Genomic DNA, 21459 nt, shown 5'->3' with positions numbered 1-21459 from the left:
TCTTCTCTCCCTATATCGCTAATTATTTTTCTGTTTAATGTACTTCAACGTTTGTAACGTAATCTTCAAATTGATTTGTTTGCTTATTCATTTCATCACTTACTTTTTTAATTTGATTGAAATGTTTTTGAAGTAAACTACTGTCTGTATACGTGCCTTCTTCGACATTTGTTTGAATTTGAATCATATTATTATTTAAAACTTTCCAATCCGTTAATAACGTTTCTAAAGTTGTAATTTGACGATCAATTAATTCTGTAAAGCTATTTACTTGATCTTCAACGAATGTAATTTGAGTCGCCTCTGCTTCAGTTTGTGATAACTTTTGAATAAGTGGCAATAACTCCTTTTGCTTTTGTTGAATGCGAAGAGCTGCTTCCCTCGTTTGACTATCTGCAGCATTTACAATTTCATTACTTAAAGTACCGATAGAAACAAAATCGATTGTTTTCGTTTGTGCAGTTTGATTTGTGATTGTAAATACTTGTTTACCAATATTAATAGAACCTTTAATGATTTCTTGAGGTCTATTCAAAATAGTAGTTAATTCAGCTTGAATTTCACCTTGAATTCTTTTAATATCTTCTCTTAATTTCACAATATCTCCACTTGATCCTTGCAGTGTTTTTATTGCTTCATCGGCTTTAATTGATAAGTTGTTACTATCTTTGTCTAATACTGTTTTAAATCGATTTAACTCTAATAAATCTTGCTCCATACTCTCTTGGATGCTTTGTACTTGCAATTGTAATTTTCCATATGCACTCATAAAATCTGCTTTTGCTTGCTGATCTTCATTTACGTTTCCTGCTAATTCATAGAGCTTACTATAATAGCTATTAAATCTAGTGCTGTATCTCATCATCTCTTGATTTAAGTCAATTAGCTTCGGATTATATTCATCAATCCATTCTCGTACATTCGCCTTTGCAAACTTTTGATGATTCGTTAAGCTACTCATCGCATTTACCTTAATATCTGGCTGTTGTAAAATAATTAATCCATATGCTTGAATAAGCGGTGATTGTGATCCTAACATTCTAATTGAATTGGATAATGTATTTGGAGCAATTACATTTTGTGCATATACTGTTTTCACTTCCGTTTGCCCCTCCTTAGCGTAAGCGCTTACAGGAATGAAGCAACTCGTAGATACTGCTGTAACCAATAACCCTGTAATTAAAGTCTTTTTCACTTTAACTCCTCCTATGTATTAGCAACTATTACTATCGCATTTTATTATTCTATTTTCTTACCTATAATTTGAGATGGTTAAAATAGAGAACGTTCTCACCGCGATCCATGTACGAACCACCTCTCTCGTATTGCTACAGTACTTACTTATCGTCACAAAACATTTTATTATTTTTCATATGTGTTTAGTATGAATAATATTGTATAAATTTTCTATTTCATCGAAATCCCCACATTCACACAGTGAATATATTACATAAAAATATTATTCATTTTAAACTAAACAACATACGTAAATATGAAATTTCGTTTTGTTTTCATATATGTTTTGTACTGTAAGGTCATTTAAACACAGCTGTTTATATAACGTAAAGAAGTATTTTCATTCCCTTTATTTTCAAGCTTTCGTGTCCTTATTTCAAAATATAATCCGATTCACTTTATAGATTGAAATATCTACATATCACAACAGAAAACACTACTTGAAAATAACTGATAAAATTATATAAATATAATTTTCGAGCCCATATGCAATTATGCATAGCATATACACAAAAAGGATAGCTTCATTTTCACGAAGCTATCCTTAAAAAATCTTCTTATTTTTTCAAATGATATGGAACTGTCGTAATAACAACATTTCTTTTATACAGTAAATACGCACGTATGAGTAAACTGGATTGATTATGAAGAATGTTATGCCAACCTTTTTTCGGAATGAACTGTGGTATAACGACCGTAACGCGGTAATTCGATTCACTTGCCTTATATTGCACTGTATCGATGAACTTCGTTAGCGGCTGGATAATACTTCTATAATGAGAATGTAATGTAACAAGCCTAACTTCAGGTTGCCACTTTTTCCATTTCTCTTCAAATTTCTTTTCCTCTTCCCTGTCAAAAGCAACATATACAGCAATAACTTGATCTGCCGAAAGAGCCTTAGCATAGTTCAATGAATTTTCTACTACGTGAGTCATACCAGCTACCGGAACGACGATTACATTTCCCTTAATCGGAACAAGTGGTTCACAAGTTTTTAAACTTAACTGATCACCTACCGCATCATAGTGCTTCTTAATTCTGTGGAATAAGAATATGATTGCAGGTAAGAAAATAAGTATCGACCAAACTTGTGCAAATTTAGTTAAAAAGAACATGCTCATTACGATAAAACTAATAACTGCACCAATTAAATTAACCGTTAATCTTAAAGCCCATCCTTCAGGTTTTTCCCGAAGCCATTTTAATACCATCCCTGTTTGAGAAAGTGTAAATGGAATAAATACACCTACTGCATATAGTGGAATTAAATGTTCTGTTTGTCCTTGGAAAGCTACAATTAAAATAATCGAAGCAACTCCAAGTATAATAATACCGTTTGAGTAACCTAAACGGTCTCCTCTAATCGTAAACATTCTCGGTATGAATTTATCTTTTGCAAGGTTAACCGCTAATAAAGGAAATGCAGAATAGCCTGTATTAGCAGCGAGAATTAATATTAAAGCTGTTGTACCTTGTATGAAATAGTACATGAAATTACGTCCAAATGTTTGTTCAGCAATTTGAGAAACAACTGTTACTTCTTTACTCGGAGTCACTCCGTAATAATAAGCTAAAAATACAATTCCTGAAAATAACACAGCAAGTAATGCACCCATTGCAAGCAATGTTTTTGCAGCATTGTTTGGCGCAGGATCTTTAAAGTTCGGAATTGCATTTGAAATTGCTTCAACACCTGTTAAAGCAGAACTACCTGATGCAAATGCTCTTAGTAATAAAAATAAACTAATTCCTGCAACTGGTGTTCCAATCGGCGCATGTAAAGTAGGTGAAACATGACCAGTTAAAATATTATATATGCCCACACCAATTAATATAAATAGTGCTAAAACGAATAAATAAACAGGATATGCTAGCACGGAAGCTGATTCCGTTACTCCTCTTAAATTTAATATCGTAATTAATATAACAAATATAACCGCAATAATTACGTTATGTGCATGTAAGCTAGGAAACGCAGAAGTAATTGCATCTGTACCCGCGGACACACTTACCGCAACAGTTAAAATATAGTCAACTAATAAAGATCCTCCAGCAATTAAGCCTGGATTCATCCCTAAATTTTCTTTTGATACAACATACGCTCCCCCGCCATGCGGATAAGCAAAAATAATTTGACGATAAGATAAAATAAGGGCTGTCAATAATACTAATACCCCAACAGCGATCGGAATGGAATACCAATAGGCGATCGCTCCAACACCTGCTAAAGCAATTAAAATTTGCTCTGGACCGTAAGCAACTGATGACAATGCGTCAGAAGATAAAATAGCTAAAGCTTTCGTTTTATTAAGCTTTTGTTCTCCAAGCTCCGTTGATTTTAACGGTCTTCCAATTAAAAATCTTTTAATAGATGAAACCAATGCTGTCCACTCTCCAATAATTTTGTACGAACTTTTCTGCTTGTTACAGCCAGTAAACTATTTCTTCAGAAAACAAAAAATGTCTACAAGCCATAGCGAAATAGACTTGTAGACATTATTTTTTTTGTCGCACAAGCTCCACCTTCCTTCTCAATATAACGCTTACGAGGTTAGCTGTCGGATTCGGGCCTATGAGTAGCCCTACCTTTTTCAAGGATTCACCCCATCGGATTATGTACTAATCCGTAAAAACGGGTCCCCCGTACCATGCGGTTTCAGCGATTTAGAAAATTGAAACTGTGGATTATAATACTCCTTTATTTTCAAAAAGTAAACAAAAATTTTTAATAAGAAAAAAATTAAAATGATTGCGCATAATCCGCTGAGAAATATACATAATGAATACTAAAAAATCCACAAAGGAGACCCATATGTCTAAAGAAAAGAAGCCTATTTTTTCCGATTCATATTTAGATGCAGTAGCAAATGAAATTAATCAGTTATATGGTAAACGTGAACAGGAAATAAATTTGACAGATAGAACGAAAAGAAATAAATGATTTGTCATACAAAAAAATAAAAAAGATAGCAATACACTTATATATTGCTATCTTTTTTATTTTTTCATACATCTAATTCTATTACAGATTTGTTAAAGGTCATCTCTTCATACACCTTTAAATTTTGATATATAGTTCCTAATAATGGTGCCGCTATAGAAAATTTCTCTGCTACATCCAGTAAATATCCTTGCAAGTGCTTCCCTTCAATAAATGAACCCTTTTCCATATCACGCTGCATCGATGACTTCATATCATACGAAATTTTATCAATCGTTTTCATATGTTCCTGGGCAATATTTTCCTTTACTGGAGCTCCTAATACTCTCATGATTTGTACAGATTCCTCAAACACATTACGGATAAAATCACGGCCGCCTTCACTTTCACGAATTGGTCCAATTGGTGCACGCATTAACGTTGTCATACCTGACATTACAGTAATAAATAAATATTTATGCCACATATCTTGCGTAATATTTTCACTTAAAACAAAACTAGACTTCGTACCTGCAAATGCTTTAGAAATATGCTTTACTCTCTCTGAATTTTGAGACTTAATTTCTCCAAACACAAGTCTGTTGGCAGCACTAGTTTGTACAATTTCTCCTTGATCGTTTAACGTCGTCTCGATAAAGCATAAACCGCCAATTACTTTTTCTTCGCCGAATTCTTTTTGTAGTAGTGATAAATGAGCGATACCATTTAACAATGGAATGATTACAGTATTTTCGCCAACAAACGGCTTCAAATCTTGAATAGCCTCGTTTAAGTGATACGCTTTTGTTGAAAATAAAATGACATCAAATGGAGAAGTTCTCTCTTCTTTCGTTATTAATTTCGGTTGGAAGGAAAAATCCCCGTTAACACTTCGGATTACAAGTCCTCTTTCCTCTAATTGTTTTTTCCGTTTACTACGAACAAGAAATGTAACATCTTCTCCCTTTTCGACTAATCTGCCACCAAAAAACCCTCCGACTCCACCAGCGCCTAATACTAAAATCCGCATACAGCATCCCCCTTTTCAAAATACAATTTTACAACTTTTAGTATACATAACATTATACATGTCCTCTGCTAAATAAGCTGAATTTTCACTCTCAATTGAGTATAAAACAGTGGTTATTTTCAAATAAATTTGGGCATGTTGTTTCTATAGCATATATGGAAAGGAAACAATGTAGATGGAGGCAATACAAACAATTGAGGAAAAAGGTGTAGCAACAGCTATATTCCAATTTATATTCCCGTTTTCGTTTAAAACTGGATATGAACAAAATATGTTCCCTTTCTTACAAAAAAACGATTTTCGTCCTTTTCGGCTCGATCATCTCGATGATGAAAATACATATTATGGGGAGTTTAAAGTTTCACATCAAAATATGGAAGCATACTATCTTTCATTTACAAATAAAATTCTCTTTCCTCACTCAGAGCATCAAAAGGGCTTGCAACGTTATTCAAAAGATCTTAACTTAACTGGACATTTAACAACAAACCTTATTTCAATTCCATTCAAGATACACTCTATTGATGTAACACTTTGTCCTTATGAACTTGGCTTCTTAACAATTCGAACAGAAGTAAACACTGCTCCAAACATGACTTTATCTGAAGCAATCGAATTCGCAGATCGCTTCCGTGTACTTGAAACTAAAACTGATACAAATGAGTCTATTTGTATTGAATGTAACGGAAAAAAGTATTCCCAAGTTGAAAAATTCATTTTTGGTTATTTATTTCATGGCGTAACTGATTTCTTTGAAAAGAAGAGATTAAGAAGTTCATACTTTCAAACCTTCCCTTTCTTTGAAGACCAGAGAATGTACGTCCAAACTTTATTGTCACTAAAAGAAGGTATGGAACTTAATGAAGTGGATGTTTATCGTACTTCCAGTCTTTCCGGATTAACAAGTGATGGTAAGCCATATGTGAGTGCAAGTAACCTTCCTTACATTCATAACTATTTAAAAAAACACGCTTACCAGAGATGGGCTCCAAATCGTTACTTCATTATGGAAGAACATATTTTTACATGTGTAACAAATGAAGGAGAACGCGAAATCGATAAACTTGCTAGTCAAATGTACGGAGAATTTTATTACGCTTTATTATTAAACCTATTCCATAAAATTGTTTTATTAAAAATGGCAAACGCCTATGCTGAGCTAAATATTGAACAAGATACTAATGAAATAGAGAAATTAATTTATTCGATTAATTCGTTCACTGCTAATTATTTTTCTTTAGAATTAGTATCTCAATCACAAAGTGAAGATATTTTCTTCCGCTTAAGAAAACTTTTTAATATTGAGGTTTTATACTCGAACGCGAAACAAAATCTTGATAGTTTGTTTAAATATCAAGAAAATGTCGCCTCAAAAAAAGATAGTCTCTTATTATTAATTTTAACGCTCTACTCTGTAGTAGGCCAAATGTTAGGGTTTACTATGATCGATCTTCTAAGAAACACCGATTCAAACAAAATATCGTCACCTCTTGAATTTTTCGCTCTATTAATTGCGATTAGCGGCATTGTCATTTCACTTATTTTAGGGGCTCAAGGGTTATACCAATGGGCTGTGCAGCACAAAAGAAGAAAAGCATGGGTAAAACAAACTGTACTGTCTGCTGTAAAAGAAAAAGAGGATAAAAATTAAAGAAGGTTATTTCCAAATATGTGGTATGCTGCAGTAAATGAAATTTTTATCAGCGATTTTTCAAATATATCGAATTACCGACAAATGACAGAACCGTATAACAAAAAAGGTACTCCAAAATAAAGCTTGGAGTACCTTTTTACTATACGAATTCAGCTTACTTCCCTGCTTCGATTTTCTCTAATGCAGCAGCTACTTGCTCTTCCGTTAATTCATGTTGTATTACGTAGCGGTTACGTGGACTTACACGACATTTATGAGAACATGCACGTAAATATTTCGCTTCGTTTTCTTCAGAACATAAAATTTTCTTATTACATTCTGGATTTGAACAGTTTACATAGCGCTCACATGGTTCACCTGTAAAGTGGTCTTTACCAACGATAACATGTTCTTTTTGATTTACTGGTACAGCGATACGCTCATCAAACACGTAACATTGTCCATCCCAAAGCTCACCTTGTACTTCTGGGTCTTTTCCGTACGTTACAATTCCGCCGTGAAGCTGACTTACATCTTCATAACCTTCACGAACTAACCAACCTGAGAATTTCTCACAACGAATTCCGCCTGTACAATAAGTTAAAATCTTTTTACCTTCAAGTGTTTCTTTGTTTTCTCTAATCCAATCTGGTAATTCACGGAATGATTCAATATCAGGTTTAATCGCACCTTTGAAGTGTCCTAAATCAAATTCATAATCATTTCGTGCATCAATGATAACTGTATCTTCTTGTTTCATTGCCTCATAAAAATCTTTTGGCTCTAAATACTTCCCAGTTATTTCGTGTGGGTTAATGTCATCTTCTAGACGAAGTGTAACTAATTCTGGACGAGGACGTACGTGCATTTTCTTGAATGCATGCCCTTCTTCTTCATCTATTTTAAATACGATACCATCAAAACGTGGATCATTGTTCATTGCTTCCATGTATTTTTCTGTTTGCTCTACAGTTCCAGAACAAGTTCCGTTAATACCTTCTTTTGCTACAAGAATTCTTCCTTTTAATTCAAGTGAATTACAAAATTCTAAATGCTCTGCCGCGAATTCTTCTGGATTTTCAATTGTTGTGTACATGTAATATAGTAATACTCTGTATGGTTTTGTAGTTGCCAATGTATTTCTACCACCTATCTAATTTTTAAAATCATGTATAAGTTAACGTTCATATCAAAACATATATAATAAGAAAATGAATCCCATTTTCTTTTCTTTATACTATTTTCTATCAGTTAACAAAAATAAAAAAACAAGATTACACATCAAAACACTATGGTTATGTTGTAATCCCAATATATTATATATCATACAAATGCAATTCCATCAATTAATATGCTGTATTATCGGCTTTATGTTCACATAAATTTCAAAAACAGCCCTTTAATTCACTATGTTTCCCCATGTCATCACACCATAAACTCCCAATTCATTTTACATTATCACACCATCCATTGCATAAAGGCATATAATTTGCATTAAGGAAACTTTCGTGTTCAAATGAAATTATCACATAACATATTTAAATGTATTGAAATAATGAGTAAGAATAAATACAATAATTTCATCAAGTTAACATTTTAAAGGGGAAAACTACTATGAATAAAGATATAACAAAAGATGAACATCTCCCTTCTGAAAGTACAACTGTACAATCAGCTCACTTAGCTTTAAGTGGAGAAACAAAAGGCTGGAAAAGACTGTTACCATTTTTAGGGCCCGCTTTTATCGCTTCCGTTGCTTATATTGATCCTGGCAACTTTGCTACAAATATCGCAGCTGGTTCACAATATGGATATTTACTATTATGGGTTATATTCGCTTCTAACTTAATGGCTGTATTAATCCAAACTTTATCGGCTAAATTAGGAATTGCTACAGGAAACAATTTACCCGAAATAGCTCGTGAAAACTTTCCAAAGCCTGTGTCTATCGGCTTATGGATACAAGGTGAACTCGTTATTATGGCTACAGATTTAGCTGAATTTATCGGGGCAGCACTCGGATTGTATTTATTATTTGGAATACCTATGTTACCAGCTGCTTTAATTACAGCAGTCGGATCATTTATTATTCTTGAGTTTCAACGCAGAGGATTTCGCTCACTAGAAGCTATTATTACAGGGATGATCTTTATTGTAGTAATAGCATTTGGGATCCAAGTTTTTTATGCAAAACCAGAATTAAGTCCCCTTCTTTCAGGACTATTTATTCCGAAATTCCAAGGTGTAGACAGTATATTACTTGCAGCAGGGATTTTAGGTGCGACAGTTATGCCGCATGCAATATACTTGCATTCTGCATTAACACAACGCCGCGTGGTTGGAACAACTGACGAACAAAAGAAAAAGATTTTTCGTTTCGAATTTATCGATATTATTATTGCAATGGTTATCGCTGGAGCAATTAATGCAAGTATGTTAATTGTAGCAGCTGCACTATTCTTTAAAAACGGTATGCACGTTGAAGATTTAGATGTTGCTTACACTCAATTTACCAACTTAGTAGGTCCTGTATCGGCTGCATTATTTGGGATTGGACTTTTATCAGCAGGTTTATCAAGCTCTTCTGTCGGTACAATGTCAGGTGATATTATTATGCAAGGATTCATTCGCATGCATATTCCGTTATATTTACGTCGATTTATTACAATGATTCCACCACTAGTTATTATCGCTTTAGGTGTAAATCCAACTTACGCTCTCGTTATGAGTCAAGTTGTCTTATCATTTGGTATTGCATTTGCACTAGTGCCACTTATTATGTTTACAAGTAATAAAAAGATTATGGGTGCACTCGTTAACCACCGTATAACAACATTTATCGCATGGATAATTGCAGCACTCGTTATCATTTTAAATATTTTCTTACTGTATCAAACGTTTGTAGGGTAATGAAAAAAGGGTATTCCAATTTTAATTTGGAATACCCTTTTTGGATGAAATGATTTTCTTCTACTTACCACTTATGTATGTCCCTCTTTCCGGCATCATGACACCATTTTCAGTTCGAAAGTAAAGTGGCAATCCTTCCGCAAAAAACATATTTACTTTGGACGGATCCTGCCTTTGATGATGAATATGTAAATGCGGCTCACTTGAACTTCCGGAGTTACCGACTTGAGCAAGAACCTCTCCTTCATTTACATGTTGGTCTTCCCTCACTTTAATTGAGCCTTTCTTTAAATGGGCAAGAATCAAAAATGTCCCTGATTCATCTAGTCGTAAATAAATATGATTCCCCGCCATCGACTGAAAATCATCCTCTCCTGGAACTACATCTTTTTCATCATTATTAATAGATACAACTGTTCCAGAAGCTGGTGCCATTACTTCTGCTCCATATATTCCATAATCCTCTAACATACTACTTTTCACTTCAGCAGGCGGCATAAGGATATCATATGCCCACCTTTCATTTGGTTTTATAACGTGATAGTTCGTTTCTAACCGATCACCGCCCCAACCTATCAATGCTCGTTCATTCAAAGGAACACGAACTACTGCTTTAGGACTCATCGATTGTATATCTGCTGGATAAGCAATTCTACCTATATTAGCAAACCAACCGACAGGCCAAGCTCCAATGATAGAAAACAGAATAATTAAAAGTAGCGTTCTATCTATCCGCTTTCTAAAAATGCCGTTCAAAAAAAACATTATTACTGATCCTATTAAGAGAAAAACTGAAATTACACTAAAAGCCTGTATACACCACCAAACAAAGACTGATGTAACACCATTAGCTACATAAATTAAACTCCAACTTATAATTAAAAAAGGAACTATAATTACTAATAAAAATTTCTTCCACATGTCGTATCCCTACTCTCATATCCTTTTTCTCAATGATACAAAGTAAAAATTACGACATATGAAAGAAATACTTACGACTTTCTTACTTTTTTATACTGCGGTAATTTTACAGTAAAAACTGTTTCTTTATCGTTACTACGTACAGTTATATCCCCTTGATGGAGCTGTGCTATACTTTTCGAAATTGCAAGTCCTATTCCTTTCCCACCCGTATGAGAGCTACGTGATTTTTCACTACGATAAAATTTCTCAAAAACGTAAGGAAGGTCCTCTTTCGGAATGCATTGTCCAAAATTTTTAATTTCTACTTCAACATTCATTGTTTTATTGGAAATTCCAATTGCAATTTCCTTTCCATCTTTTCCATACATAATACTATTACCTATTACATTTTCAAATAGTCTCACTATAAGTGCCACATCAACTTCTACATGTAGCACTTCATCACTTTTAATATAAAAGCTCATATTGGCATCATCTAATTGTGGTACAAAGTCAATCATGATTTGTTCAATTAATGCTTTCATATCTATTTCATCTTTATGTAATTCAATCTCTCTATAATTTATTTGACAGTATTCTAATAAATCATCTACTTGATTTTTTAATTCATAACTTTTTCGCTTTAATATACTTACATACTCTTCACATTCTTCTCCATTTGAATGAAGTTTATTTCCTAACAGGTCCGCATAACCTATTAAAGATGTTACTGGCGTTCGTAAGTCATGAGAAATATTACTAATCATTTCATTTTTCATTTCCTGTGATTTTTTTTCATTCTCAATAGACTCTTTTAAACTTTTCGCCATTCTATTAACATTTGCCGCTAGTTCACCAATCTCATCGCTTTTCGAAATAGGTATATGTATTTCAAAATTACCATCACTTATTTTCTTCACGTTCTTATTAATTTGAGATAATCTTTTCATCATCGTTTTTGTCATGAATGCAAAGTATGTTGTAGTAAAAATCAAAAAAACTATAAAATATAAAAATGAATATTTTTCCTCTAACGCAGTAACATGACTATATATATTTCCAATTACAATTTGAAACGCTATTATACTTACAGTTGCTAACAAAATGCTACATATGAATGCAATAAAAAACTTAGCTCTAATGCCTTGTAATGATTTAATCTTCAATTTTATATCCGACTCCCCAAACATTTTGAATAAACTTCGGCTCTTTTGGATTCTCTTCAATTTTATTTCTTAATCTTGCAATATGAACCATTACTGTATTATTACTTTCATAGGCTCTTTCTTTCCAAACGCTCTCATATATTTCTTCAATAGTGAACACACGATTCTTTGCAGCGGCCATTAAGTACAAAATATCATATTCAGTTTTCGTAAGATTCATTGTTTCTCCATATAACATTACTGTTCTCGACACTTCATCTATTTCTAAACCTCTAATATTTATTTTCTTTTCCATTACTTGAACAGCATTTTGGTTGAAATATGTATACCTTCTTAATTGAGCTTTCACTCTTGCGATAAATTCAATTGTACTGAACGGCTTCACAATATAATCATCTGCCCCAGTACTAAATCCAATTACCTTATCTACATCCGATGATTTCGCGCTTAAAAACATAATTGGTAAACTATGTTTCTCTCTAACCCTTCTACAAAGTTCTATACCATCCATTTGAGGCATCATAATATCCAAAATAGCAAGTTGAATACTGTTATTATTTATTATTTCTAAAGCCTCTTCTCCGTTATGAGCACTAAAAACTTTAAAACCTTCTTGCATTAGATTCACTTTTATAAATTGAACAATATCTTGATCATCATCTACAATTAAAATTGAATTTTTCTCCATATACAAACCTCTTTTTGAAATATATTCCACAATCAATTTTATCATAAATTAAAACCTTACTCCCCTCTTGAATAATCTTTATTTTCAGACTAGATTATATAATAACAACACATTCTAGTTTCAAAAGAAATGGAGTGAAAGCATGTTTCCTATATTGAAAACAGACCGACTCATTTTAAGAGAACTTACCGAAGAAGATGCACCGCGTATACTACAATGCTTTTCTAATACTAATGTACTGCGCTATTATGGCCAAAAACCGTTACAAGATGTTGATCAAGTGAAACAAATCATTCATAACTTTAAGCTCAGTTACAATGCAAGAAACGGTATAAAATGGGGAATCGAATTAAAAGACAAGAAAGAACTCATCGGTACCATTGGTTTTCACGATTGGTCTTCTGAGCATAAACGAGCCAATATAAGTTATGCCTTTTTACCTGAACACTGGGGAAAAGGATATGCGACTGAAGCTGTTTCTGAGGTTATATCATACGGTTTCCATACGATTCATTTAAAGCGGATCGGGGCAATTGTATTTCTTGAAAATGAAGCTTCCAATAAAGTACTATTAAAATTAGGCTTTGAAAAAGAAGGCGTTCTAAAAAATTATATGTATCAAGATGATATCCCATATGATACGAATTTTTACGCTTTATTAAAATCGGTTTAATAGAATTCATGTGTAAAAAACCTTACTTTTAAAAAGTAAGGTTTTTTGTATTTATTCATTAGCAATATAAGCATTCTTATAAGTATAAACACCACCAAATTGATGTTTTTCAATCCCTTTTACATACTCCTTTTGTACATACGCTGAGCCAATATGATAAAGCGGCGCCACCGCAGCATCTTCTAATAATACCTGCTCGGCTTCTCGCAACGCTTCCCATCGTTTTTCCCTATCTAGTACAAAATCCGTTTTCGCTTTCTTTATTAATTCATCGTAACGAACATTAGAATAATTCATTTTATTATTCGGATTCCCTGTCGTAAATAACTCTAAATAACTAATTGGGTCTTTATAGTCAGGTCCCCAATTTGCCATAGTTATATCGTAATCACCTGTTTGTTCTAACTGTAATTTTTGCTTAAATGGCTGTTGTTTAATTTGTATCGTTAATCCATGCAAATACTTTTCTAAGTCACCTTTTATATATTCTGCCATACGTTTTGCGTTATCTTGTTCAAATGTTAGAAACTCAAGGTTTACTTCGCCTACTCCAAGTTCTTTTTTCGCTTCTTCCCAAATCTTTTTCGCCTTTTGTAAGTCATATAGAGAAAGATCTCCGTTTTCTTTTCTAAAATCTTTGCCAGTCTCTTCATTTACATGACCAACTGGTACAAGTCCACTTGCAGGTTTTGCTCCGTTATTAATAAAGTGAGCAACGAAATCATCTTTATTTAACGCTAATGAAATAGATTGACGCACCTTTTTATTTGCTAACGCGGTATTTTTTTCATTAAAACGAAGCATAGCAATTCCAGGATCACTCGACATATGTAATTCCTTATTCCCCTTATACTTGTCTACAACTTGCGAATTAATAGGTACCCGGTCCAAATCTCCGGCTTCATATAAATTTACAGCTGTCATTGTATCCTTCACGATATGAAAGTTTATTTCGTCTAGTTTCACTTTCTTTTGATCCCAATATGTAGCATTTTTCTTTAATTGAAACTCTTGTTCATGCTTCCATTTTTCTAATACAAATGGACCGTTATATATGAGATTACTAGGTTCCAATGCATAATTGTTTCCTTGTTCTTTCAAAAATGATTCATGCTGTGGTAAATATATAGGTAATGCTAACAACTGTAAAAAATACGGAATTGGCTGTTCTAGTTCAACTTCTAACTTATAATCATTTATAACCGTAACTCCAAGTTCATCTAGAGACATTGCTCCCTTATTAATCTCTTTGGCATTTTTTACATAAAAGAGCATGGACGCATATTGAGATGCTGTTTCAGGGTTAATTGCACGTTTCCACGCAAACATAAAATCATTTGCTGTTACATTATCCCCATTTGACCATTTTGCATCTTTACGCAAGTCAAATGTATATTTCTTACCATCTTCACTTCTTTTAAACGATTTTGCTATGGCTGGAGTAGGCTGATCTTGATCATTTAATACATATAACCCTTCAAATATATTCTGCATAACGTGCGCTGATGTACCATCTGTTGTTTTCACAGTGTCCAGAGAAGGAATTTCTTCTGATACTGTTACATTTAACACTTGTTTTTTAACCTCTATGTCACTTTTATCCGCTTTATTATTACAAGCTGTTAATAATAAAGATGTAACAAGTGCCATTACCATTAAATGGCTCTTTTTTCGCTTCATGAGTTGTTCTCCTTAAATATAAAATATTATAAAGCGTAATATATTATAGCAGAAATATGAACAGAAAGATGCGACATTCTTTTGAATATTTATTCGTTCGAGAAAAAAGCTATCCTTTTAAAAAAGGATAGCTTTTTCAACTGCCACATAATTATCTATCTTTGTAAACCTCGTTTATAACGACTCGCTTCAAATATAATACGCTCTTCATCTAACGTTTTACATTCGCCATTCCAAACGACACGCTTTCCGTTAATAATTACATCGCTTATATCTTTTCCACTAGCTGCATATACCAGGTGCGATAACACTTCATCTGCTGGTTGTAAATGCGGCTTATTAGATGGGTCAATCGTAATAAAATCAGCACACTTTCCAACCTCAAGTGATCCTGTTTGTTTCATCCCGATTACTTCAGCAGCTCCTTTAGTCGCAAGTGTAAGAGCTGTTTCAACTGGTAACGCTGTTGCATCTTGGTGAATACCTTTTTGTAGTAAAGTCGCTATGCGCATTTCTTCAAACATATCTAAATTGTTGTTAGATGCCACACTATCTGTTGCAATTCCTACTTTCATTCCTGCCTCTAGCATCGCTTTTACATTTGCTATACCAGAACCTAGTTTTAAATTACTATTTGGGTTATGTGCTACTCGAACATCATGTTCTCCTAAAAATGCACGCTCATTTTCATTTAATACTACACCGTGTGCAATAACTGTTGGGCGTTTAAACAACCCGCAACTTGCTGCATATTCTACTGGACGTTTCCCGTACTGCGCTTCAATATCACGTACTTCACGCTCTGTTTCCGAAAGATGAATATGAACCATCGTTTGATTTTCTACTGCAATACGAGCGCACTCTTCTAACAGTTCTGCACTACATGTATATGGACTATGCGGTGCAACCATCGTAGTTAACATGCCACTTTCGTTATAGTAACGCTTCACATATTTCTCAGCTTCTTCGATTGCTTTCTTTTCATCGTCTTTCGTTCCGAAGCTAAATAAAGTTCTTGAAACAGCAGCTCGCATCCCACTCTTTGATACCGTTTCCATAATTGCATCTTGATCTACTCCAATTGGATTAAACATGTCAGAGAATGATGTTGTACCACTTTTCACCATTTCAAGTAATCCTAATTCCGTACTAGCAACCGCAAGCTCTGGAGTAAACTGACTTTCAAGTGGCCAAATTCTCGTCTCCAGCCATGGTTGTAATAACATATCATCGCCAATACCTCTTAAGAGACTCATTACAACGTGTGTATGTGTATTTACAAGCCCTGGTAAAACCCACTTTCCTTTCATGTCAATTACTTCATCTACTGCAAAATCATTAGCGAATTCTCCGCTCTTTACATCTATAATTTGATCATTTTCTACAATGATATATCCATTTTCTATCACTTCGTTTTGTTCATTCATCGTTACAATTGTAGCGTTTACATAAGTTGTTTTCAAAAGTATTTCCCCTTTCAACTCTATGAAGTTCCCTTTAATAAGTTACCACCATTATAGTAACTTATTAAAGATTAAGAGTCAAAAGATAATTTTAATTCTTTTGTTATTTTTTCCTTCAAAATGCTATATTGCTTTTCATTTGTATCTGCAAATGCTTCTTCCCGATTTGACTTTTCATCCATATAATTCAATTTCCCATTGAATTGAGTCTCTGTAAAATCAAATCTCTGCCCATCTATAAAGTTATAAAAGTGCCATACCTCTCTTACTTTTGTCTTTTTAATTTCTCCTCCGTATATGTCTTGAACGACAAGAGCTGTAACACCACATTGTCCCTTTGCTGGATTTTCAATTGTCCACTTTGAACTTGTTTCAATCGACCACGATTTTATTAGTGCTTCATATATTCTTTTTTCCTTTACATCATCCATTCTAATCTTCCCCTACTATTAATAGTTTTACACATCATATTTCAAAAGAGGCAGTAAACGACCCTTAAAGACAGTTGATGGTGTCTCTCCTATTAACTGTGCTCCCATTTTTAAGTAATATCCTTTTGCATTCGGATCACTATCAATTGTAAAGCTTTTTATTCCTAGTTCCTTTGCTTACTCTATTACAAACTTCCACATTATTTTTCCATACCCCTTTCCTATGTAACGAGGATGAATGTATAAGAAATCGAGAGCTTTATCGTTATGTAAAAATGAGAAAAACCCAATCTTCGTATTATCGTTTTCTAAAACATATACAAAATTATTTTTTATGTACTCTTCCGTAATTGTTAAATCTTCCTTACAGGCAAGTATGAATTCTTCACTATAATTCCACGTTGCTTTTGAATGTAGTGCGAATTCACTTAATTCATTTGCTTCACTTAATAACGCTTCTCTTATCTTCATGATTCTTTTTCCTCACTTTCAATATGTAAACTACTAAATTGATTCGGAAAGCACTTCAAAAAACCTTTTATTTCCATAAATTAGAAATTACTTTTATAAATCTTTATTATAATCAGTACGATTTTTAACAATTTATTTAAAGAAAAAGAACGCCATCCCTAAAAGTCGGCGTTCTCTTTTTCTAAAATTTAATCTTCAAGCTCACTCATTCGTTTTACTATTTCGTACGATACACACCTATACAGTTTCTACTACCGCTTCAAGCATTGTTCCATTTTTAGCATAGTTCGTATGCCAAGAAAAAGCTTTTTCTAAAACATGAGGAGTTTGTCCACCTCTTGTTTGTGCTTCTTCGTAATAAGCTCTTAGCTGGTCACGATACATTGGATGTACACAATTCTCAATAATTAGTTCCACTCTTTCTCTTGGCGCTAATCCTCTTAGGTCAGCATACCCTTGTTCAGTGACGATAACATCTACATCATGTTCCGTATGATCTACATGAGAAACGAAAGGAACGATACTTGAAATGTTACCACCTTTTGCAATTGATTTCGTAACAAATATAGCTAGACGTGCATTTCTCGCAAAATCACCAGAACCACCAATACCATTCATCATCTTTGTACCTAAAACGTGAGTAGAGTTAACATTTCCGTATATATCTAATTCTAAAGCAGTATTAATCGAGATTAATCCTAGGCGGCGAATGATTTCAGGGTGATTAGAAATCTCTTGTGGGCGCATCATTAATTTGTCTCGGTATTTTTCAAAGTTAGAAAATACTTGTTGCATTTTCTCTTCAGAAAGCGTGATCGAGCAGCAGGAAGCGAAATTAACTTTCCCAGCGTCCATTAGATCAAAGACCGCATCTTGTAAAACTTCAGAATACACTTCTAAATCTTCAAACTCCGAATCTAGCATGCCGTGCAATACTGCATTGGCAACTGAACCAATTCCCGATTGTAACGGTGCTAAACTCTTTGTTAATCGGCCTACTTTAACTTCTTCTCGAAGGAACTCTATTAAATGTTGTGCCATAATGACAGTTTCTTCATCTGGAGGAACAATTGTCGATGGTGAATCCAGTTGATTCGTAAACACAATCCCCTTCACTTTTTCAGGATTTATCGGGATACCAATTGTTCCAATTCGATCATCCGTTTTTACGAGCGGAATTGGAAGTCTTACCCCTTGTTTACCTGGTTCATATAAATCATGCAGTCCCTCTAATTGCGTAGATTGAGCCATATTCATTTCAATGATAATAGACTTAGCATGTAAGGAAAATGCTAAGGAATTTCCAATTGAAGTGGTTGGAATAATCATACCATCTTCAGTAATCGCAACCGCTTCCAAAATAGCAACATCTATATCCATAACGTCAGCACGGAGTAACTCTGCTGTATGAGATAAGTGCTGATCCACAAATAAAAAGTCTCCGTTATTAATTCCTTTTCGCATAGTTGCATCGGCTTGGAAAGGCAATCTTTTCCCTAAAATCCCTGCCTCAGCAAATAATTTATCTACATCCGAACCTAAGGAAGCCCCTGTATAAACATTTACTTTAAAAGATTTATCATTCTTAACTCGATTTACAAGTGCAAATGGAACTGCTTTTACATCACCAGCACGTGTAAATCCACTTAAACCTAAAGTCATTCCACTTTCAATCCATGAAGCTGCTTCTTCGGGTGTAACTACGCGATCTTTTAATCGTTGATCCCTAATTCTATCTAAATTATTTTCCATATGTAATCCCTCTCTTAATGAATATTCATAATTATTTTACACATTAACACCATCAAAATAGGGGTTTTCTTACACAATGCCGAAAATTCAGATAAAACAGCGGATCTAGGTTCTAAAGCAGAAAATTTTAGAATCCTAGAAGCTTACGAAAATAGCTAGCGTATGACTGACTCACTGGTACCCTCTCTCCGTTATCCATAGAAAGTACAAAAGTAGAATGCGTATCAGGATAAATCGCTTTAATATGATTAACATTTACAATAAAGGAACGGTGGCATCTAATAAAGGAATCTTTCGGCAACAAGTATTCGAATTCTTGTAGCGAGTACTTATGTGTTCCTGTTAACTCTTCTGAATTCACATACGTCTTTTTATCTTTAGCTTCTAAATACATGACCTTTGAAAAAGGAACCGGAACCCATCCGTCTGTTGTTTTTAAAGTAACGACTGACTTACCATCCGTTAAAGCTGGATAAATTGCCGTCACGCAACCTTCAATCTTGCCATTATTTGAAAATGGTACCGCCATTCCATGATAAGGAATACCGAAAATATCTCGGTTAATAAACTCAGAGGCTTTTTGCTTCGTTACCATTGCTTTATGAGCAATCGTCCCTTCCTTAATAGGGTCCCCAGCGCTAATCTTTAAATCAATTCGTTTACTTGGCCGATAGTAAATATATTCTTTCGTATTCGAAACGGCAATTGATATTTCATCTGAAAATAATTCCCCAACTACATCTAGTAGTATACCTAATGTTTTATCTTCCATAGTATGAGCACCTCATTCACTATTATACTACTATTATGATTTAAAAAACCGTTCAGCAATTTGAACGGTTTTTTAAACAATTTAGTTTACCTTAGCCCCATAACATCTAGCTACCGCAACTGCCTGTGCTATATCTAATTTTACATTTTTCAAATTAAAGCTTGTAAAGTCAATTCTATCAACTATCGCTCCCTTTAAATTTGCACCGCTAAGTTTCGCCTTACCTAATTGTGCACCGGTTAAATCCGCTTCACGTAAATCTGCTTTTTCTAAATTACATTCATATAGGTCCGCTTCCATGAAACGTATACCCTTTAACATTTGTTTACTTAAGTTCGCAAACCTTAAATTCGTATATGACCAATCACCCGATATGATAGTTATTCCGTCTAAATTCGCTTCTTCAAAATCAGAGCCAGTCATTTTACATTCTTCAAACTTCGATACGAATAAATTCGCACCAACAAACTTACAATTCGCAAATGTAGTTCCTTGATGAATAGAAGCGTTAAAAAGAGCACCGGTAAAATCACATTCTATGAAGTTACAATTTTCAGTAGAAACTTCCGATGCATCTATCCCTCTAAAACGGCATTTTATGAATGTACTATTCTTCAATTCCTCTTCCTTAATCAAAACATCTTGAAAATCTATTTCTACATATTCTTTATTAACAAATTCACTCATAACTATTCCTCCAGCTCCTTAAAGAAACCTCACTTCAAAAAGTGAGGTTTCTTCTCATACAATATGCTTATCTAACCAAGAAATCAAATCTTGAAATACTTCATCTTTATTTACTTCATGGAACATTTCATGTCTGCCATTTTCATATAAATGCAGCGTTACATCTGTCACGCCGCATTTTTTATAATTTTCATATACTTCTTTTACACCTTTCCCCATATCCCCAACAGGATCACGATCTCCTGAAAAAATATGTATCGGAAGGTTTTTCGGTGTTTTTTTGAACTCTTCTAGTTTATTTACTTCTAATACACCAGAAAATAATTCTCGATAAAAACTCGTTGTACAAATGAATCCACATAATGGGTCCGCAATATATTTATCTACTTGACTGTTATCTGAAGATAACCAATCAAATTTTGTACGATTTGGTTTAAAGTGTGAATTGAAGTTTCCGAAAGATAAAAAATTTAACATTGGACTTTTCGTTTTTTCCCCGCGTAATTTCATCTCAATTGTCGCTACTTTATGACCGATACTTCCTAAAATCCCTGGATTTCCACCAGTTCCTGAAATAAGGAATCCATCATATAATTCACCTTTCAGTTGTACAGCACGTCTTGATAAAAAAGAACCCATACTATGTCCAAGTAAAAATAACGGGCATGTCTGCTCTTTTCTTATCGTTTCTGATACAAAAATAACATCAGAAACAGCCTCATTCCAACCTACATTTGGTTTAAAATGACCATAATCTTCTTCTCTTTTCACTGTTTTCCCATGACCTTTATGATCATGTGCATAAACACCATACCCTGCTTTTAATAACGCAGCAATAAAGTCTGTATAAACACCTGCATGTTCTGTCATACCATGTGCAATTTGAATAATCCCTCGCGGATCTCTTTCTGGTAGCCACTTACGTAAATAAATTTCCGATCCATCCAATGCCGTAACGAAACTTTCCTGTACGTTCATTTCGTCAGCCCCCAACTCTATTATGTATATCAAAAAATGAATATCCATTCATTATTCTTATTA

The 21459-nt window shown here is 33.8% G+C and carries 18 protein-coding genes, 1 pseudogene and 1 riboswitch; of the genes and pseudogenes, 4 read left to right on the top strand and 15 right to left on the bottom strand.

The genetic code is table 11. From position 1 onward, the window contains the following. Positions 1–34: 34 nt before the first annotated feature. Together nheA and ASE54_RS02625 are read right to left on the bottom strand one after the other, a co-directional pair. Positions 35–1195 (bottom strand): non-hemolytic enterotoxin NHE subunit A, encoded by a 1161-nt coding sequence (gene nheA, locus ASE54_RS02630; protein ID WP_000751828.1) that lies wholly within the window; start codon positions 1193–1195, stop codon positions 35–37. Between the two features lie 598 nt (positions 1196–1793). Further along, on the bottom strand, positions 1794–3620 hold the full coding sequence (locus ASE54_RS02625; RefSeq protein ID WP_000254886.1) for an APC family permease: 1827 nt from the start codon (positions 3618–3620) through the stop codon (positions 1794–1796). 144 nt (positions 3621–3764) lie between these two features. Next, a riboswitch (cyclic di-AMP (ydaO/yuaA leader) is annotated at positions 3765–3911 on the bottom strand. A gap of 140 nt (positions 3912–4051) precedes the next feature. Between ASE54_RS02625 and ASE54_RS37345 the strand changes: the two genes are divergently transcribed. Beyond that, positions 4052–4180, top strand: a complete 129-nt coding sequence (locus ASE54_RS37345) for a hypothetical protein (protein WP_000031873.1) — start codon at positions 4052–4054, stop codon at positions 4178–4180. A gap of 64 nt (positions 4181–4244) precedes the next feature. On the opposite strand, the gene panE is transcribed toward ASE54_RS37345, so the two are convergent. Next, positions 4245–5189: a 2-dehydropantoate 2-reductase gene (gene panE / locus ASE54_RS02615; RefSeq protein WP_001221901.1), complete on the bottom strand. Its 945-nt coding sequence runs from the start codon at positions 5187–5189 to the stop codon at positions 4245–4247. Between the two features lie 175 nt (positions 5190–5364). Here panE and ASE54_RS02610 point away from each other — a divergent pair, with 175 nt between their 5' ends. Further along, a complete protein-coding gene (locus ASE54_RS02610) occupies positions 5365–6840 on the top strand; it encodes a hypothetical protein (RefSeq protein ID WP_000387459.1) in 1476 nt (491 codons plus the stop codon). Positions 6841–6997: 157 nt separating this feature from the next. Here the strand turns inward: ASE54_RS02610 and ASE54_RS02605 are convergent, their stop codons facing one another. After that, positions 6998–7957: a rhodanese-related sulfurtransferase gene (locus ASE54_RS02605; RefSeq protein ID WP_000246235.1), complete on the bottom strand. Its 960-nt coding sequence runs from the start codon at positions 7955–7957 to the stop codon at positions 6998–7000. A 479-nt stretch (positions 7958–8436) separates the two neighbouring features. Between ASE54_RS02605 and ASE54_RS02600 the strand changes: the two genes are divergently transcribed. Beyond that, on the top strand, positions 8437–9732 hold the full coding sequence (locus ASE54_RS02600; protein ID WP_001030674.1) for an Nramp family divalent metal transporter: 1296 nt from the start codon (positions 8437–8439) through the stop codon (positions 9730–9732). Positions 9733–9792: 60 nt separating this feature from the next. On the opposite strand, the gene ASE54_RS02595 is transcribed toward ASE54_RS02600, so the two are convergent. The 3 genes from ASE54_RS02595 to ASE54_RS02585 all read right to left on the bottom strand — a co-directional run bounded on the left by ASE54_RS02595 (position 9793) and on the right by ASE54_RS02585 (position 12489). Further along, a complete protein-coding gene (locus ASE54_RS02595) occupies positions 9793–10653 on the bottom strand; it encodes a M23 family metallopeptidase (RefSeq protein WP_000265527.1) in 861 nt (286 codons plus the stop codon). Between the two features lie 71 nt (positions 10654–10724). Beyond that, entirely contained in the window at positions 10725–11825 is a 1101-nt protein-coding gene (locus ASE54_RS02590; RefSeq protein ID WP_114365417.1) for a HAMP domain-containing sensor histidine kinase, read from the bottom strand. Beyond that, positions 11791–12489 carry a response regulator transcription factor gene (locus tag ASE54_RS02585; RefSeq protein ID WP_000414529.1) on the bottom strand — a complete coding sequence of 233 codons (699 nt, stop codon included), beginning with the start codon at positions 12487–12489 and terminating at the stop codon, positions 11791–11793. The genes ASE54_RS02590 and ASE54_RS02585 overlap by 35 nt, the downstream gene beginning before the upstream one ends. Before the next feature lie 142 nt (positions 12490–12631). Here ASE54_RS02585 and ASE54_RS02580 point away from each other — a divergent pair, with 142 nt between their 5' ends. After that, positions 12632–13162: a GNAT family N-acetyltransferase gene (locus ASE54_RS02580; protein ID WP_000483974.1), complete on the top strand. Its 531-nt coding sequence runs from the start codon at positions 12632–12634 to the stop codon at positions 13160–13162. A 51-nt stretch (positions 13163–13213) separates the two neighbouring features. On the opposite strand, the gene ASE54_RS02575 is transcribed toward ASE54_RS02580, so the two are convergent. From ASE54_RS02575 to ASE54_RS02540, 8 genes and pseudogenes are all read right to left on the bottom strand, one after another. Beyond that, positions 13214–14842: a peptide ABC transporter substrate-binding protein gene (locus ASE54_RS02575; protein ID WP_000823502.1), complete on the bottom strand. Its 1629-nt coding sequence runs from the start codon at positions 14840–14842 to the stop codon at positions 13214–13216. A 155-nt stretch (positions 14843–14997) separates the two neighbouring features. Next, entirely contained in the window at positions 14998–16323 is a 1326-nt protein-coding gene (locus ASE54_RS02570; RefSeq protein WP_003309343.1) for a bifunctional S-methyl-5'-thioadenosine deaminase/S-adenosylhomocysteine deaminase, read from the bottom strand. A 53-nt stretch (positions 16324–16376) separates the two neighbouring features. Further along, positions 16377–16736, bottom strand: coding sequence for a hypothetical protein (locus tag ASE54_RS02565; RefSeq protein ID WP_000342908.1), 360 nt, complete (start codon positions 16734–16736; stop codon positions 16377–16379). Positions 16737–16763: 27 nt separating this feature from the next. Further along, positions 16764–17207 (bottom strand): annotated as a pseudogene (locus tag ASE54_RS02560) (GNAT family N-acetyltransferase). Positions 17208–17444: 237 nt separating this feature from the next. After that, complete coding sequence (locus tag ASE54_RS02555; RefSeq protein WP_000429791.1) at positions 17445–18959, bottom strand: acetyl-CoA hydrolase/transferase family protein; 1515 nt, start codon at positions 18957–18959, stop codon at positions 17445–17447. A 127-nt stretch (positions 18960–19086) separates the two neighbouring features. Further along, positions 19087–19731: a LytTR family DNA-binding domain-containing protein gene (locus ASE54_RS02550; protein WP_000389698.1), complete on the bottom strand. Its 645-nt coding sequence runs from the start codon at positions 19729–19731 to the stop codon at positions 19087–19089. 81 nt (positions 19732–19812) lie between these two features. Next, complete coding sequence (locus ASE54_RS02545) at positions 19813–20418, bottom strand: pentapeptide repeat-containing protein (RefSeq protein WP_001288924.1); 606 nt, start codon at positions 20416–20418, stop codon at positions 19813–19815. Between the two features lie 54 nt (positions 20419–20472). Then, positions 20473–21396, bottom strand: coding sequence for an alpha/beta hydrolase (locus ASE54_RS02540; protein WP_001102605.1), 924 nt, complete (start codon positions 21394–21396; stop codon positions 20473–20475). Between the last annotated feature and the right edge of the window lie 63 nt (positions 21397–21459).

The sequence above is a fragment of the Bacillus sp. Root131 genome, from assembly GCF_001429475.1.
Lineage (GTDB): Bacteria > Bacillota > Bacilli > Bacillales > Bacillaceae_G > Bacillus_A > Bacillus_A thuringiensis_S.
Note: the sequence above shows the minus strand (reverse complement) of the source record. Positions and strands in the feature narration are given on the sequence as shown.

Excerpts from the sequence above, each read along its gene's own strand:
- panE (WP_001221901.1), bottom strand. The coding sequence starts at position 5,189 with ATGCGGATTTTAGTATTAGGCGCTGGTGGAGTCGGAGGGTTTTTTGGT.
- ASE54_RS02590 (WP_114365417.1), bottom strand. The coding sequence starts at position 11,825 with ATGTTTGGGGAGTCGGATATAAAATTGAAGATTAAATCATTACAAGGC.
- ASE54_RS02545 (WP_001288924.1), bottom strand. The coding sequence starts at position 20,418 with ATGAGTGAATTTGTTAATAAAGAATATGTAGAAATAGATTTTCAAGAT.
- ASE54_RS02540 (WP_001102605.1), bottom strand. The coding sequence starts at position 21,396 with ATGAACGTACAGGAAAGTTTCGTTACGGCATTGGATGGATCGGAAATT.
- ASE54_RS02585 (WP_000414529.1), bottom strand. The coding sequence starts at position 12,489 with ATGGAGAAAAATTCAATTTTAATTGTAGATGATGATCAAGATATTGTT.
- ASE54_RS02555 (WP_000429791.1), bottom strand. The coding sequence starts at position 18,959 with ATGGAAAATAATTTAGATAGAATTAGGGATCAACGATTAAAAGATCGC.
- ASE54_RS02600 (WP_001030674.1), top strand. The coding sequence starts at position 8,437 with ATGAATAAAGATATAACAAAAGATGAACATCTCCCTTCTGAAAGTACA.
- ASE54_RS02610 (WP_000387459.1), top strand. The coding sequence starts at position 5,365 with ATGGAGGCAATACAAACAATTGAGGAAAAAGGTGTAGCAACAGCTATA.
- ASE54_RS37345 (WP_000031873.1), top strand. The coding sequence starts at position 4,052 with ATGTCTAAAGAAAAGAAGCCTATTTTTTCCGATTCATATTTAGATGCA.
- ASE54_RS02595 (WP_000265527.1), bottom strand. The coding sequence starts at position 10,653 with ATGTGGAAGAAATTTTTATTAGTAATTATAGTTCCTTTTTTAATTATA.
- ASE54_RS02550 (WP_000389698.1), bottom strand. The coding sequence starts at position 19,731 with ATGGAAGATAAAACATTAGGTATACTACTAGATGTAGTTGGGGAATTA.
- ASE54_RS02565 (WP_000342908.1), bottom strand. The coding sequence starts at position 16,736 with ATGGATGATGTAAAGGAAAAAAGAATATATGAAGCACTAATAAAATCG.
- ASE54_RS02575 (WP_000823502.1), bottom strand. The coding sequence starts at position 14,842 with ATGAAGCGAAAAAAGAGCCATTTAATGGTAATGGCACTTGTTACATCT.
- ASE54_RS02580 (WP_000483974.1), top strand. The coding sequence starts at position 12,632 with ATGTTTCCTATATTGAAAACAGACCGACTCATTTTAAGAGAACTTACC.